We start from the raw sequence: 15,415 nt of genomic DNA, 5'->3' as shown, positions 1-15,415 counted from the left end.
AGGCCGCGGCACAGAGCAATACCGAACACACGGGAATGCAACGTCAAGGCGATGCTAGTGGCGCGGCCGATACAGTTCGCGCCAGGCGGGAAGCCGCTCGGCATAAGCATCGACCAGTCCAGCGTCGGGTTCGAACGTCTCGATGCGTTGCGGCCGCATGCATACGGCGGCGATCGCCTCACCGGTGACAGCAAGCCGCCCCAATCTCGCCGCACCGAACGCCGCGCCGGTCTCGCCTCCGGCAAAGCGATGGATCGGAACATTCAGCACGTTTGCCAGCACCGAGAGCCAGAACCGGGACCGTGAACCACCGCCAATGGCGTCGGCTTCCGTCATCGCGATGCCGGCATCCGCGAGCGCATCGCGGCAATCGGCAAGCGCGAAGGCAACGCCCTCGAGCACCGCCTGCACGATCGTTCCGCGATCGGTGCCATGGCTCAAACCATCCAGCATGCCGCGCACGGCGGGATCGTCGTGCGGTGTCCGCTCACCCGCCAGATAAGGCAGGAAGCTCACGGCCGAAGGCGCCTGCGGGCGCAATCCAAGCGGCGCCAGCAACTCGGCCTCGGTGGCGCCGAACAGGCGCGCGATCCAGGCCAGGCAGGAAGCGGCCGAGAGGATCGCGCCGGCCTGAATCCACATGTCGGGAATGGCATGGCAGAACGTATGAACCGCGCGGTCCGGGTTGGCGGCGATTCTGCTGGTCGGCGCCAGTAAGGCGCCCGAGGTTCCCAGAGACACGAACGCGGTTCCCGGCCGGATCGCGCCGATGCCGACGGCGCCGGCCGGATTGTCGCCGGCACCGCCTGCGATCACCGGCTGTCCGGTCATGCCCCAGCGCCGCGCCAGCTCGCCGCGCAGCGTGGTCGCGGGCGCGCATCCCTCGACCAGACGCGGCATGTGATCGCGCGACAGGCCGGTCGCGGCCAGCGCTGCGTCCGACCAGTCCCGGCGCGCGGCGTCGAGCCACAGCGATCCCGATGCATCCGAGACGTCCTCGATGGCCTCGCCGCTCAGCACCAGACGCAGATAGGCCTTTGGCAGCAGCACGAGTTTCGTCGCCGCAAAGATTTCGGGCTCATGCGTCGCGATCCAGAGCAGCTTCGGCGCGGTGAATCCCGGCATCGCCTTGTTGCCCGATGTCGCGCGCAACGCGGGCCAGCGTCGTTCCAGGACTTGGCACTCGGCGGCGGAGCGTCCGTCGTTCCAGAGAATGCAGGGCCGCAACGGTCTCGCGCTCGCATCGAGCAGCGTGGCACCATGCATCTGCCCGGACAGTCCAATGCCTTCGACGGCCGCCAGCTCGCTGGCATGCGTCGCCTTCAAGGCATCGAGCGTGGCGAAGGTTGCATCGATCCACTGCGCGGGGTCCTGCTCGACGTGGCCAGGCTGCGGCGAGAAGGTCGTCAACGGCCGGCTCTCGCTCGCAATCACGCGCTGGGCGCCGTCGACGAGAACGGTCTTGACCGCCGAGGTGCCGAGATCGATGCCGAGATACATGGCTGCTACCCGCTCACTTCGTCGCGTCCATCCAGATTCCCGGCTCCGAATGCTCGCGGATATGGGAGACGAGGAAGTCGGAAAAAGCCCTGATCTTGGCAGGCAGCCCGGCGCGGTTCTGGTAGGCGATGTTCATGGTGAGCAGCGGCAGCTCCCAATCCACCAGCACCGGGACGAGACGGCCCGCCGCGATGTCGCTTTGAACGATGTAGAGCGGCTGGATGAGGATGCCGAGCCCTGCCAGCGCCGCGCCGCGAATGACCTGGCCGTCATTGCTGTCGAGCGTCGGCGTGATGCGGACGGTCTGCGCGCCATGGCTTTTGCGCAGGCGCAGCGAATAGGGATCGTTCGCGAGATTGTAGACCAGCATGTTGTGCCGCGCGAGATCGGCGGGCTGCTCCGGCGAGCCGGCGCTTGCGAGATAGGAGGGCGCAGCGGCAAGCACGCGCCGCATCTGGCCGATGCGGCGGACGATGATGTTCGAATCCGGCTCCTGCTCGCGCGTCCGGATCGCGACGTCGATACCGGCCTCGATGAAATCGGGATAGCGATTGGCGGTCGTGATCTGCATGTTGAGCTTCGGATAGCGCGCGCGGAAGGCCGGCAGCATCGGCGCCAGATAGATCACCGCGAAGGACAGCGAGCTCGTGACCCGCAGTGTGCCCTGCGGCGACAGCGCGCGATCGCTGACGATGTCCTCGGCCTCGGCCAGTTCGCTCAGCACCCGGCCGGAGCGCTCCAGCAGCTCCTGCCCCGCCTCCGTCAACCACAGCCTGCGTGTGTTGCGCTCGATCAGCCTGACCGCAAGGCGCTCTTCGAGCGCGCTGAGATGGCGGCTCGCCGCCGCATTCGACATGCGCAAGGCCTCGGCGGCCTTTGACAGGCTGCCGAGCTCGGCCGTCTTGGAGAACACCTCCAATTGCAGCAGGCGATCCATTTTTCCACTTTTAGAAAAAGAGACTTACAAATATTGACCTTTATTTCCACATCCCGCAAGTCAAAATGGCCAGAACACAAGCAAGATAGCAGGCGAGGAAACTTGGAAATGTCGGGCCCGATCAGGCACATCGTGATGTGGCGGCTACGCGGGGAGACGCCCGCGGAGCGCTCCGCGGCCCGGGTGAAGGTCAAGACCCTGTTCGAGGGCCTGCGGGGCCGGATCGACGGCCTCACCCATATCGAGGTCGGCGTCGACGTGAGCGATGTCGATTACGCCTGCGACGTGGTGCTGTTCTCCGAATTCACCGACCAGGCCGCGCTCGCCGCCTATGCCACCCACCCGGAACATCTGCGCGTCCGCGAGGCGCTGGGCGACTTGCGGATCGGACGCTTCCAGGTCGATTATCCCATCAAAGAGACCGGCGCATGATCGGTTCGTTCACCTTTGAAAACCTGCCCTGCCGCGTCGTGTTCGGCAGCGGAACGCTGGCTTCGGCCAAAGCCGAGATCGAGCGGCTCGGCGGCAAGCGCGCGCTGGTGCTGACGACGCAGCAGCAGGAGGCGCAAGGCAAGAGCCTCGGCGCAGCCCTCGGCCCGCTCTACGCCGGCATCTTTCCCGGCGCGACCATGCATACGCCGGTCGAGGTCACGGAGCGCGCGCTCGCGGCGATGAAAGCATGCGGGGCGGACTGCGTCGTCTCGCTCGGCGGCGGCTCGACCACCGGCCTTGGCAAGGCGCTGGCCTTGCGGACCGGCATCAACCAGCTCTGCATTCCCACCACCTATGCCGGCTCGGAGATGACGCCGATCGTCGGCCAGACCGAGAACGGCCTGAAGACCACGGTGCGCGACGCCGCCGTACTGCCGGAGACCGTGATCTACGATGTCGACCTCACCCTGACGCTGCCGGCGAGCTTGGCTGCAACATCCGGCATCAACGCGATCGCGCATGCGGTGGAAGCGCTCTATGCCCGTGACACCAATCCCGTGACATCGCTGATGGCGGAAGAAGGCATCCGCGCGCTGGCGCGCGCCCTGCCCGTGATTGCCGCCAAAAGCGATGACCGCGAGGCTCGCACCGAAGCACTCTACGGCGCCTGGCTGTGCGGCGTCTGCCTCGGCACCGTCGGCATGGCGCTGCATCACAAGCTCTGCCACACGCTCGGCGGCACCTTCGACCTGCCGCATGCTGAGACCCACACCATCGTGCTGCCGCATGCGCTCGCCTACAACGCGCCGGCGGTGCCCGATGCGATGGCGCAGATATCGCGCGCAATCGGCGCGACCGATGCGTCCCAGGGACTCTACGACCTCGCGAAGCGGCTGGGCGCGAAGCTGGCATTGCGCGATATCGGCATGCCCGAGATCGGCATCGACAAGGCGGCTGATCTCGCCGTCACCAACGCCTACTGGAATCCGCGTCCGCTCGAGCGCAATGCCATCCGCGCGCTGATTGCCCGCGCCTGGGCCGGCGAGCCGCCTGTTACCATCAAAGCGGCGGCCTGAAGCGATGCGGCGCACGCTGATCAAATCTGCTGTCATCATCAGCATGGATGAGGCGATTGGCGACCTCAACACCGGCGACGTGCTGGTCGAGGGCGGCCGCATCGTCGACGTGCGCCCATCGATCGACCTCGGCAGCGGCGCTTCCGAAACCGAGATCGTGGACGGAAACGGCCGGATCGTCATCCCCGGCCTGATCAACGCGCATATGCACACCTGGCAAACTGCGTTGCGCGGCTATGCCGCCAACTGGACGCTGCTGGAATATTTCCGTCGCATGCATGCCGGGCTCGCGACCGTGTTCCGGCCCGACGACATCTACATCGCGACCCTCGCCGGTGCGTTGAACCAGATCAATTGCGGCACCACCACACTGGTCGACTGGTGCCACAACAATCCGACGCCTGACCATACCGACGCTGCCGTGCGCGGCCTGATCGAGAGCGGCATCCGCGCCGCCTTCTTCCACGGCTCGCCCAAGCCAGAGCCGAAGCCCGGCGAGCCGCATTTCTCGGAGATTCCGCATCCGCGCCGCGAGGTCGAGCGGCTGCTGGCCGGCCCCCTCGCCGACCGCGATGGCCTCGTCACGCTCGGGCTTGCTATTCTCGGACCGCACTATTCGACGCTCGACGTCGCGATGCACGACTTCCGCCTGGCGCGCGAGCTCAAGCTGATCGCATCGATGCATCAGGGCGGTGGTCCGGCCAAGACGCCGGGCGGCTGGGAGAAGTTGATCGAAGCCGGCCTCGTCGGCGCCGGCATCAACATCGTTCATGGCAACGATCTGCCCGACGATCTCCTCGACAAGATGGTCGGCCTCGGCGTGTCCTTCTCGGTGACCCCGGAGAACGAGATGATCCAGGGCCACGGTTTCCCGATCACCGGGCGGCTGCTCAAGCGCGGCGTGCGACCGACGATCGGGATCGACCTGGAATCCGTGCTGGCCGGCGATCTCTTCTCCGTCGCGCGCGTCGCGCTGTCGATGCAGCGGGCGCTCGACAATGCGGAGTCGCGTCAAGTGAGCGGCACCATTCCGGCGACGACCACGATTCCCGTCCGCGAGGCGCTGCGCTGGATCACGACCGAAGGCGCCCGCATGCTCGGCCGCGAGGGCCAGATCGGCTCGCTGACGCCGGGCAAGCTCGCTGATCTCGTCGTCATCGACGCATCCGATCTCAACCTTGTCCCGGTGCACGATCCCGTCGCGACCGTCGTGATGCAGACGAGCCTTGCCAATGTCGAGGCCGTGATGATCGGCGGCGCCTGGAAGAAGCGGGACGGCCGGCTGCTGGTCGAGGGGCTGGAGACGAAGAAGGACCTGCTGGCCCAATCCGGCCGGCGGCTGGTGCAGGACATCGAACGACAGGGACGCGCCGCCTGAAGGCGCCAATGGATGAGATCAATGACCGACGCTTCAAGGAATGTCGCTTTCATCGGGATCGGCAAGATGGGCCTGCCGATGTCGGCGCTCGTCGCCAAGGCCGGCTACGCCGTGACCGCATTCGATCAGAGCGCCGCCCGGATCAACGAGGCGCGTGCGCAAGGCATTTCGATTGCCGCTTCGCCGGCCGAGGCCGTGAGCGGCAAGGCCGCGATCATCACGTCCCTGCCCGATGACTCCGCCTTGCGCGGCGCGTTGCTCGGCCCCGCCGGCCTGATCGCCGCAATGGCGGCTGGATCGGTTCTGATCGAGACCAGCACCGTCAGCGTCGAGGCTTCCACCGAAGTTGCGGCCGCTGCTCAAGCCCGCGGCATTGCCTATCTGCGTTCGCCGGTCTCCGGCAATGCCAGCATCGTTCACACGGGTGCGCTGACCTGCTTCGTCTCCGGGCCGAAGGACGCCTTCGACAACGCCAGGCCGCTATTCGCCGCGTTCACCCGCGCCCAGACCTATCTCGGGCCGGCCGAGGAAGCGCGCTACGCAAAGCTTTCGGTCAATCTGATGATCGCGGTGTCGGCCGCGATGATGGCCGAGAGCCTGGCACTGGCGCGCAAGGGCGGCATCGCCTGGCAGGACATTTTGAAGGTGCTCGACGATAGCGCGGTCGCCTCGCCGATGGTGAAGTACAAGACCGCGCCGCTGCGGACACGCGATTTCGAGTCCACCTTCTCGTGCAAGCAGATGGCCAAGGATCTCGATCTCATCCTCGGCGCCGGCCATGCCGTCGGCGTGCCGCTGCAGCTCGCGGCACAGGTGCGCGAGACCTATGGCTCGCTGGTCGCGCAGGGCGACGGCGACACCGACTTCATCGCGACCGTCAAGCACCTGGAACGTCTGTCCGGGCTTGGCGAGCCCAAACTCTGATCGCGGAGACACCGATGCGCAATTTCAACGAGACTACGATCACCGACGCGGTGCTGGAGCGGATCAAGGACGCAACCGATCCACGCATCAAAGAGGTCAGCGAGGCGCTGGTGCGCCACCTTCATGCCTTCGTCCGCGAGATCCGTCCGACCCAGAAGGAATGGGAATACGGCATCGATTTCCTGACCCGCACAGGGCACATGTGCGACGACAAGCGCCAGGAGTTCATCCTGCTGTCCGACACGCTCGGCGTCTCCATGCTGGTCGACGCGATCAACCATCCCGTGCCGGAAGGGGCGACCGAGACGACGGTGCTCGGCCCGTTCTTCGTCCAGGCCGCGCCGGAGAAGGACAGCGGCGCCGATATCTCCGGCCCGATGGAAGGCGATCCGATGCTGGTCACCGGCTCGGTCTCGACCGTCGACGGACAACCGCTTACCGGGGCCATCGTCGACGTCTGGCATTCCGACGACGACGGCTACTACGACGTGCAGCAGCTCGACGACATCGGCGATCTCGCGATGCGCGCGCGCTTCCACACCGACGCCAATGGCCGTTTCCATTTCTGGTCGATCAAGCCGGCCGCCTATCCGATCCCGCATGACGGCCCCGTCGGCGAGATGCTGGAGGCACAGGGCCGCCATCCCTGGCGTCCGGCGCATGTGCATTTCATGATCTCGGCGCCCGGTTTCGAGCAGCTGGTGACCCATGTGTTCGTCGCCGGTGACAAATATCTCGACAGCGACGTGGTGTTCGGCGTCAAGGACAGCCTGATCCGCGAATTCACTGGTCGTCCTGCGGGCCGTGCGCCGGATGGTCGCATGGTGGAGCGCGACTATTTCCACCTCAATTACGATTTCGGCCTGAAGCAGGTCGCGAGCAACGCGAGAGCCGCCTAAGCTTGAACGACGACGGACCAACAAGAGTCCGGCAACAGGGAGCAGACGAGGAGCAAGGATGGGACCGCGGGTCAGCACGAGCATATTGGCCGATCGCCTCGCCGGCATGATCGGCCCGCGCGCGAGCGTCGCGCGCGGCGTGCTCGATCAGCACGGGCAGAGCGAATCGCATTATCGCAATTTGCCGCCGGACATCGTCGTCTTCCCCGAAACCACGCAGGAGGTCGCGGAGATCGTGAAGCTCTGCGCCAGCGCGGGCATGCCGATCGTTCCGTTCGGCGCCGGCACCTCGCTCGAGGGCAATGCGGCCGCGGTCGCCGGCGGCGTCTGCTTCGACTTCGCGCGCATGAACAAGGTGCTGACGGTGCATGACAGCGACATGGACGTCGTCGTGCAGCCCGGCATCACCCGAAAGCAGCTCAATGCGGAGCTGCGCGGCACCGGACTTTTCTTTCCGATCGACCCCGGCGCCGACGCCTCGATCGGCGGCATGACCTCCACGCGTGCGTCCGGCACCATGGCAGTGCGCTACGGCACCATGAAGGACAATGTCATGGCGCTGGAGGTCGTGCTGGCCGACGGGCGCGTGATCCGGACCGCGAAGCGCGCGCGCAAATCGGCCGCCGGTTACGATCTGACGCGGATGTTCGTCGGCGCGGAGGGTACGCTCGGCGTCATCACCGAAGTCACCTTGAAAGTGCACCCGGTTCCGCAGGCGATCTCGGCCGCTGTCTGCAGCTTCGACACCCTGCACGATGCCGTGGACACCGCGATCTCCGTGATCCAGTCCGCGATCCCCGTGGCACGCATCGAGCTGCTCGACGACGTCATGATGCGCGGCATCAACGCCTACGCGAAGCTCGGCTATCGCGAAGCCCCCACCCTGTTCTTCGAATTCCACGGCTCGGAGACCTCCGTTGCCGAGCAGGCCGAAGCAGCGCAGGCGATCGCGGCCGACCATGGCGGCCATGGTTTTACCTGGGCGAAAGCACAGGAAGACCGCAGCCGGCTGTGGCACGCCCGCGACAACACGCTTTATGCGGGCCTGGGCCTGCGGCCCGGCGCACGCGCCGTGATCACCGATGTCTGCGTGCCGATCTCTCGGCTGGCCGAATGCCTGACCGAGACCAGGCGTGACGCTGACGAGCACGGTTTTACCGCCCCGATCGTCGGCCATGTCGGCGACGGCAATTTCCACATGCTGATCCTGATCGACCCGGCCAAGCCGGATGAGGCCGAAGGCGCCAAGGCGCTGCAGGCCCGCATGGTCGCCCGCGCCATCGCCATGGACGGCACCTGCACCGGCGAGCACGGCATCGGGCTCGGCAAGATCGACTATCTCGCTGACGAGCTCGGCGAGGCCGTCGATGTGATGAAGTCGATCAAGACCGCGCTCGATCCTGATGGACTGATGAATCCCGGAAAGATCTTTGCGAGCGGAGTGCACGCATGAGCAGCGCCGCATTGGCCATCGAGCCCGCCTCACCCACGCCGCTGCTGGAGCTGCGCGGCATCAGCAAGGAGTTTCCCGGCGTCAAGGCGCTGGATGACGTGTCATTCGCGGTCTTCCCCGGCGAAGTCCATATGCTGTTGGGGGAGAACGGCGCCGGCAAGTCGAGCCTGATGAAGGTGCTGTGCGGCGCCTACCGCGCCGATGCCGGCGAGTTCTATTACAAGGGCGACAAGGTCGCGATCGCTTCGACCGCGGATGCGCAGAAGCTCGGCATCGCCGTGATCTTCCAGGAATTCTCGCTGGTCCCCCATCTCGATATCGCCCAGAACATCTTCCTCGGCCGCGAGCCGAAGGGCCGTATTCCCGGCACCATCGACCGCCGTAAGATCCTGGCCGACGCGAGGCGCGTGCTCGGCACGATCGGATTCGACATCGATCCGTCCACCACCGTCGACAAGTTGGGGGTGGCGCAGCAGCAGATGGTCGAGATCGCGAAGGCGATCAGCCAGAACGCGCGCATCCTGGTCATGGACGAGCCGACGGCGGCGCTGTCCGACCGAGAGACCGAACTTCTGTTCGCCCTGATCGCGCGGCTGAAGGCCGACGGCGTGTCCATCGTCTATATCTCGCACCGCATGGCCGAGGTGTTCGCGCTCGGCGACCGCATCACGGTGATGCGCGACGGTCGCCGCATCGACGGCGTTCGTCCTGCCGACGTCACGCCGGACCAGCTCGTCCGCATGATGGTCGGCCGCAACGTCGACATGACCTATCCGCGCAATTTTGCCGACAAGCCCGGTGAGCTGCTGCTCGAGGTCAAGGCCTTGAGCTCGTCGACCGGCATCTCCGATATCAACATCGAGGTGCGCCGGGGCGAGATCGTCGGCCTGTGCGGCCTGGTCGGTTCCGGTCGCAGCGAGGTCGCCCGCGCCATCTTCGGCGCCGATGCCGTGACATCAGGCGAGATCATTTTCGACGGCAAGGCCATCTCCGGCGAGCCTGACCTTGCCGCCCGCCGCGGCATCGCGCTGATCCCGGAGAGCCGCAAGAGCGAGGGCCTCGCCTTGCTGCGGTCGGTGAGCGACAATCTGGTGGTGTCGGCGCTGCGAAAGCTGTTCCCGAGCGGCCTGTTCGACCAGCGCAGCGCGCAGCGCACGTCCGACAGCCTGATCCGGCAGTTGCGCATCGCAACCCCGAGCGCGCGCCAGACCGTCGGCCTGCTCTCGGGCGGCAACCAGCAGAAGGTCGTGATCGGCAAGTGGCTGGCGGCCGGCTCGAAGCTCTTCATCTTCGACGAGCCGACGCGCGGCATCGACATCGGCGCCAAGTCCGAGATCTTTGCGCTGATCGACCGGCTGGTCGCCGAAGGCGCGGCGGCCTTGATGATCTCGTCCGAGCAGGTCGAGATCTGCCATGTCTGCGACCGCGCCTATGTGATGCGCGAGGGCCGCATCGCCGGACACCTGACACGCAATGAACTGACCGAGGAGAACATCGTGCGACTGGGGATGCATCATGCGTGAAGCCGCAGTCGTCGCGCAACCCAATCCGCTGCAGCGCATTCCCGGCGTTGCCATTGTGCTGGTGCTGCTGATCGCGCTGTTCAGCGCGATCGCGCCCGGCTTCCTGTCGGTCGCCAACCTCTCCAACGTGCTGGTGCAGTCGACCATCCTGACCATGCTGGCGCTGCCGATGACCTTGATCATCATGACCGAGGGGCTGGATTTGTCGATGGGCGCGGTGCTGACGCTGACCTCGCTCTGCGTCGCCATCGTGTCGCTTGCGACCAAGTCGATGCTGCTGGGCCTCGGCGCCGGGCTTCTCGTCGGCGCGGCCTTCGGCTTCGCCAACGGCTGGCTGGTCGCCATCGTCGGCATTCCGCCCTTCGTGGCGACGTTGGGCACGCTCGGCATGGCGCAGGGCCTGTCGCTGATCGTCAGCGACGGCCAGAGCGTGGTCGGCATCCCCCACAGCGTGCGCGACATCTATTCGGCGACGCTTCTCGGCGTGCCCGTGCCCATCGTGATGGCGCTGGTGACCTATGCGGCCTTCCACGGACTGCTCTACCACACCCGCTTCGGCACCTACATCTTCGCGCTCGGCGGTAACCGCGAAGCGCTGCGCTATGCCGGCCGCTCGCCAAACAAGCTGCTGATCGCGGTCTATGCGATCGGCGGCGCCATGGCCGGCATCGCGGGCCTGCTGATGACCGCGCGCATGAATTCCGGCCATCCCACCGCCGGCCTCGGCCTCGAGTTCGACGCCATCGCCGCGGTCGCGGTCGGCGGCACCTCGTTCGAGCGCGGCAATGGCTGGCTGCTTGGCACGTTGCTCGGCGTGATCGCGGTCGGCGTGCTTCGCAATGGGCTCAACCTGATCTCGATGCCATCTTCGGTGCAGGTCGCAAGCGTCGGCGTCCTTGTCATCGTCGCTCTGTTCCTCGACGGCCTCAGGAGCCGCGCATGACCGACATCTCCAAAGAGGCCCTCTCGCCGCCCCGTTCGTTCCTGTCGCAGGACGCGATCCAGGTGTTCTACCGCCTGCTCGCGGCGCTGCTGATCTGCGCGGTGCTGGCCGTCCTCAGCGATTCCTTCCTGAGCCTCGGCAATATCCTCAACGTGCTGAGACAGGCGAGCCTGACCTTCTTCATCGCGTCGGGACTGACGCTGGTCGTGCTCACCGCCGGCCTCGATCTCTCCGTCGGCGCCAATGTCGCGCTGTCCGCCTGCATCGCAGGCACCGTGATCCACAAGACCGGCTCGCCGGCGCTCGGCATCCTCACCGGGCTCGCCTGCGGCGGCATCGTCGGGCTGCTCAACGGCATCATGGTCACCGCGCTGCGCATCCCCTCCTTCATCGCCACCTATGGCATGCTCTGGGTGCTGAACGGCCTCACCTACTGGTACATGGCGGGCGAAACCCTGCACGGCTTCCCGGCCGGCTTCCGCCAGATCGGCAGCGGCTATCTGTTCGGCCTGCCCATCCCGGTCTATCTGCTGCTGGTGTTCCTCGGCATCGGGACGCTTTTCGCGCAACGCACGATCTGGGGTCAGGAGATCTATGCGATCGGCGCCAATCCGGTCGCCGCCCGGCTCTCCGGCATCCCGGTCGCACGGCGATTGCTGCTGGTCTACGCGGTATCAGGCACCATGGCGGGACTCGCCTCGATCATCTTCCTGTCGCGCCTCAATTCGGCCGAAGCCGACATCGGCGAAAGCCTGACCTTGCCCGCGATCGCAGCCGTGCTGATCGGCGGCACCTCACTGTTCGGTGGTGTCGGCACCGTGTTCGGCACCTTCATCGGCGCGCTGATCCTGACGCTGGTGCTGAACGGCATGAACCTGTTGTCGGTCAGCGCCAACTGGCAGCCGCTGGTCACCGGCATCATCGTCATTCTCGCGGTCTGGCTCGACATGAAGACCCGCCGCCGCGCGCAATGAACTCTTAGAAATCCAACAAGCAAAATGAGGGATGGAGGCTACATGAAACAGACACTGGGTTATATGGCGCTGCCGCTGCTGCTGGCGGCCGCGTTCAATACGCAAGCGCGCGCCGACGGCGAGACCATCGCCGTGTTCACCAAGAACCAGACCAATCCGTTCTTCCAGACGGTGCGGGTCGGTGCCGACAACATGGCGAAAGCGCTGAACGCGAAGACGCTGCAATACATTCCCACCAAGCCGGATTCGATCCCCGAGCAGCTCAGCCAGATCGAGGACGTCGTGGTGAAGAAGCCGAGCGCGATCGTGTTCACGCCGGTCGACTACAAGGCGATGGTGCCGGGCGTCGAGAAGATCAACGAAGCCAAAATCCCCGTCGTCAACATCACCGACCGCTCCGCCGGCGGCAAGTTCCTCTCCTTCGTCGGCGCCGACGATTACAGCCTTGGCCTCGAAACCGCGCGCTTCCTGCTCAAGACTTTGGGCGGCAAGGGCAACATCGTCATCATCGAGGGCGTCAAAGGCTCGCTGACCAATGTCGACCGCGTCCGCGGCTTCAACGACGCGCTGAAGGAGAATTCGGGCGCCAAGCTGCTGGCTTCGCAGCCCGGCAACTACCAACGGCTGCAGGCGCTCCAGGTCATGGAAAACCTGATGCAGTCGAACGCGCAGATCGACGGCGTGCTCGCCGCCAACGACGCCATGGCGGTCGGCGCGATCGAGGCGCTCGACGGTGCCAACCGCAAGGCCCAGGTGATCGGCATCAACGGCACCAAGGAGGCGATCGACGCGATCAAGTCCGGCAAGCTGCTTGCGAGCGGCGACTACAACGGATTTGCGCAAGGGTGCCTAGGCACCATGATGGCGATCCGTAGCTTGCGTAACCAGCCCGTCATCGCCGAGATCGTGTTGAAGCCGACCGTCATTACCAAGGACAATTACCAGCCGTTCGACGTGCCGCTGGAGCAACGGACCTGCCCGACCTTCGAGGACGCCGGCAAGCTCGGCGCCAAGTAGCCCAAACGGTCATCACAAGCACGGACGGCCGCCTCCGCGGCCGTCCCAAGAATCGTCCCAAAAACACCGACACGTCAACGGAGACATCATGCTGTTCGCCATTCACGCCCTCGACCGCGCCGGCGCGCTGCCGACCCGGCTCGCCAATTACGACGCCCACAAGGCCTTCCTGAGCGACACATCGCGCTTCGGCGTCAAGATCGTGATGTCGGGGCCGCTCGTCTCCGACGACGGCGCGAACATGATCGGCAGCCTGTTCCTGATCGAGGCGCCCGGCCGCGCCGAGGTCGAAGCCTTCAACCACGCCGATCCCTTCGCCGCAGCCGGCATCTGGGAGAAAGTCACCATCACGGGCTTCCTGCGCCGCCAAGGCTGAGGGGCCTACGGCGCCTCGTCGAGGTGACAGGCCACCCATTGCTCGGGGCCGGTCGAACGCAGCGTCGGCTCCTCCGTCCGGCAGCGATCGAAGACGTATGGGCAACGGGTGTGGAAGCGGCACCCGCTCGGCGGGTTGATGGGGCTCGGCACGTCCCCCTTGAGGATGATGGGATTGCGCTGGGCGCCGGGCTCGGGCAGCGGTACTGCGGAGAGCAACGCCTTGGTATAGGGATGCCTTGGCGCGGCAAAGATCTCGCGGCGTGGCGCGACCTCGACGATCTTGCCGAGATACATCACCGCGACGCGGTGGGTCATGTGCTCGACAATCGCGAGGTCATGGCTGATGAACAGCAGCGCGAGACCGAACTCGCGCTGCAGGTCCTGCAAGAGATTGACGATCTGCGCCTTGACCGAGACGTCGAGCGCCGAGACCGCCTCGTCGCAGACGATCAGCTCGGGTTCGGCTGCGAGCGCCCGCGCGATGCCGATGCGCTGACGCTGGCCGCCGGAGAATTCGTGCGGCCGGCGGTTGAGCGCCTCGCGCGGCAGCCGCACGGTGTCCATCAGCGCCGTCACGCGGGTTTCGAGATCGGCTGCCGACTTGGCGAGGCCGAAATTGCGGACCGGCTCGGCCAGGATGTCGCGCACGCGCATGCGCGGATTGAGGCTCGAGAACGGATCCTGGAACACCACCTGCACGCGGCGGCGCATCTGGCGCATCGTGCTCGGATGCGCGTCGTCGATGCGCTGGCCGTCGAGGATCACCTGGCCCGCGGTGATGTCGAACAGCCGCAGGATGGCGCGGCCGACCGTCGACTTGCCGCAACCGGACTCGCCGACCAGCGACAGCGTCTCGCCCTTCGCGATTTCGAACGAGACACCGTCGACGGCATAGACATATTCGGACTTGCGGCCGAACAGGCCCTTCTTGACCGGAAAGTGCTTCTTGAGGTCGTTGACCTGGAGCAGCGGAGGGCTCATGCCGCGATGGCCCCCTTGGTAGCGTAGTGGCAGGCGGCGACGTGGCGAGGCGCCTTCTCTTCAAGCCCAGGCGCATATTGGCGGCAGAGATCGGTCGCGAGCGCGCAGCGGCCGGCGAAGACGCAGCCGATGATCGGCTTGCGCAGATCAGGCACCTGCCCCGGGATTTCGGCCAGCCGCCGCGCGGTGCCTGTTAGTGACGAGCCGAGCCGCGGCACGGCGCCGAGCAGGCCCTGCGTATAGGGATGACGGGGTGAGCGGAACAGCTCGGCCACCGGCGCCTCCTCGACCTTGCGGCCGGCATACATCACCATCACGCGCTCGGCGATCTCGGCGACGACACCGAGGTCGTGGGTGATCAGGATGATCGCCGCACCGACCCGGCGCTTGAGATCGAGCATCAGCTTCAGGATCTGCGCCTGGATGGTCACGTCGAGCGCCGTGGTCGGCTCGTCCGCGATCAGGAGTTTTGGATTGCAGGCCAGCGCTATCGCGATCATCACGCGCTGGCGCATGCCGCCGGAAAGCTGATGCGGAAATTCGCGCACGCGCCGCTTCGGCTCGGGAATGCCGACCAGCGTCAGCATCTCGATCGCATGCGCCTCGGCCGCCTGCTTGTCGAGGCCCTGATGGATCATCAACGTCTCGCGGATCTGGCGGCCGACCGTCAGAACCGGGTTGAGGCTCGTCATCGGCTCCTGAAAGATCATCGAGATGTCGTTGCCGCGGATCGCGCGCATCTCGCGATCGGACAGTTGCAGCAGGTCCCTGCCCGCAAAGCGAACGGCGCCTGCGATCCTGCCCGGCGGCTCCGGAATCAGCCGCATCAGCGACATCGAGGTCACCGACTTGCCGCAGCCGGATTCGCCGACGATGGCGAGCGTCTCGCCCTCGTTGACATGAAAGGACACGCCGTCGACCGCGCGGTTGATGCCGCCGGGCGTGCGAAAGTGGGTCTGGAGGTTCTCGACTTCGAGCAAAGCCATCGCGATCAGCCTCT

General features: G+C 66.0%; 15 protein-coding genes. 11 read left to right on the top strand and 4 right to left on the bottom strand.

Annotation, left to right across the window (positions count from 1 at the left end; genetic code table 11):
• Positions 1-54 precede the first annotated feature (54 nt).
• Together xylB and AB7008_RS19080 are read right to left on the bottom strand one after the other, a co-directional pair.
• On the bottom strand, positions 55-1,500 hold the full coding sequence (xylB, locus tag AB7008_RS19085; RefSeq protein WP_441259292.1) for a xylulokinase: 1,446 nt from the start codon (positions 1,498-1,500) through the stop codon (positions 55-57).
• 13 nt (positions 1,501-1,513) lie between these two features.
• Positions 1,514-2,437 (bottom strand): LysR substrate-binding domain-containing protein, encoded by a 924-nt coding sequence (locus AB7008_RS19080; protein ID WP_441259291.1) that lies wholly within the window; start codon positions 2,435-2,437, stop codon positions 1,514-1,516.
• A 108-nt stretch (positions 2,438-2,545) separates the two neighbouring features.
• On the opposite strand from AB7008_RS19080, the gene AB7008_RS19075 reads away from it, so the two are divergent.
• From AB7008_RS19075 to AB7008_RS19025, 11 genes are all read left to right on the top strand, one after another.
• Positions 2,546-2,869: a Dabb family protein gene (locus tag AB7008_RS19075; RefSeq protein ID WP_441259290.1), complete on the top strand. Its 324-nt coding sequence runs from the start codon at positions 2,546-2,548 to the stop codon at positions 2,867-2,869.
• Complete coding sequence (locus AB7008_RS19070) at positions 2,866-3,945, top strand: maleylacetate reductase (RefSeq protein ID WP_441259289.1); 1,080 nt, start codon at positions 2,866-2,868, stop codon at positions 3,943-3,945. The genes AB7008_RS19075 and AB7008_RS19070 overlap by 4 nt, the downstream gene beginning before the upstream one ends.
• A 4-nt stretch (positions 3,946-3,949) precedes the next feature.
• The gene (locus tag AB7008_RS19065; RefSeq protein WP_441259288.1) at positions 3,950-5,323 is read left to right on the top strand and encodes an amidohydrolase family protein; all 1,374 of its coding nucleotides are present in this window, start codon (positions 3,950-3,952) and stop codon (positions 5,321-5,323) included.
• A gap of 21 nt (positions 5,324-5,344) precedes the next feature.
• Positions 5,345-6,247 (top strand): NAD(P)-dependent oxidoreductase, encoded by a 903-nt coding sequence (locus AB7008_RS19060; RefSeq protein ID WP_441259287.1) that lies wholly within the window; start codon positions 5,345-5,347, stop codon positions 6,245-6,247.
• A gap of 14 nt (positions 6,248-6,261) precedes the next feature.
• Positions 6,262-7,146, top strand: a complete 885-nt coding sequence (locus tag AB7008_RS19055; protein ID WP_441259286.1) for an intradiol ring-cleavage dioxygenase — start codon at positions 6,262-6,264, stop codon at positions 7,144-7,146.
• Between the two features lie 58 nt (positions 7,147-7,204).
• Entirely contained in the window at positions 7,205-8,599 is a 1,395-nt protein-coding gene (locus AB7008_RS19050; RefSeq protein ID WP_441259285.1) for an FAD-linked oxidase C-terminal domain-containing protein, read from the top strand.
• Complete coding sequence (locus tag AB7008_RS19045; protein ID WP_441259284.1) at positions 8,596-10,122, top strand: sugar ABC transporter ATP-binding protein; 1,527 nt, start codon at positions 8,596-8,598, stop codon at positions 10,120-10,122. The genes AB7008_RS19050 and AB7008_RS19045 overlap by 4 nt, the downstream gene beginning before the upstream one ends.
• Entirely contained in the window at positions 10,115-11,065 is a 951-nt protein-coding gene (locus tag AB7008_RS19040; RefSeq protein WP_441259283.1) for an ABC transporter permease, read from the top strand. Before AB7008_RS19045 ends, AB7008_RS19040 begins: the two co-directional genes overlap by 8 nt.
• Positions 11,062-12,039: an ABC transporter permease gene (locus AB7008_RS19035; protein ID WP_014496503.1), complete on the top strand. Its 978-nt coding sequence runs from the start codon at positions 11,062-11,064 to the stop codon at positions 12,037-12,039. Before AB7008_RS19040 ends, AB7008_RS19035 begins: the two co-directional genes overlap by 4 nt.
• Before the next feature lie 42 nt (positions 12,040-12,081).
• Positions 12,082-13,056, top strand: coding sequence for a sugar ABC transporter substrate-binding protein (locus tag AB7008_RS19030; RefSeq protein ID WP_304493608.1), 975 nt, complete (start codon positions 12,082-12,084; stop codon positions 13,054-13,056).
• An 88-nt stretch (positions 13,057-13,144) separates the two neighbouring features.
• Positions 13,145-13,432, top strand: coding sequence for a YciI family protein (locus tag AB7008_RS19025; protein WP_264620937.1), 288 nt, complete (start codon positions 13,145-13,147; stop codon positions 13,430-13,432).
• A 5-nt stretch (positions 13,433-13,437) separates the two neighbouring features.
• Here AB7008_RS19025 and AB7008_RS19020 read toward each other — a convergent pair whose 3' ends face one another.
• Complete coding sequence (locus AB7008_RS19020; protein WP_304493607.1) at positions 13,438-14,415, bottom strand: ABC transporter ATP-binding protein; 978 nt, start codon at positions 14,413-14,415, stop codon at positions 13,438-13,440.
• Complete coding sequence (locus tag AB7008_RS19015; RefSeq protein ID WP_304493606.1) at positions 14,412-15,401, bottom strand: ABC transporter ATP-binding protein; 990 nt, start codon at positions 15,399-15,401, stop codon at positions 14,412-14,414. Before AB7008_RS19015 ends, AB7008_RS19020 begins: the two co-directional genes overlap by 4 nt.
• Positions 15,402-15,415: the final 14 nt, after the last annotated feature.

This window comes from Bradyrhizobium sp. 521_C7_N1_3, assembly GCF_052075975.1.
GTDB classification, from domain to species: domain Bacteria; phylum Pseudomonadota; class Alphaproteobacteria; order Rhizobiales; family Xanthobacteraceae; genus Bradyrhizobium; species Bradyrhizobium japonicum.
This window is presented reverse-complemented; position numbering and strand designations above follow the sequence as displayed.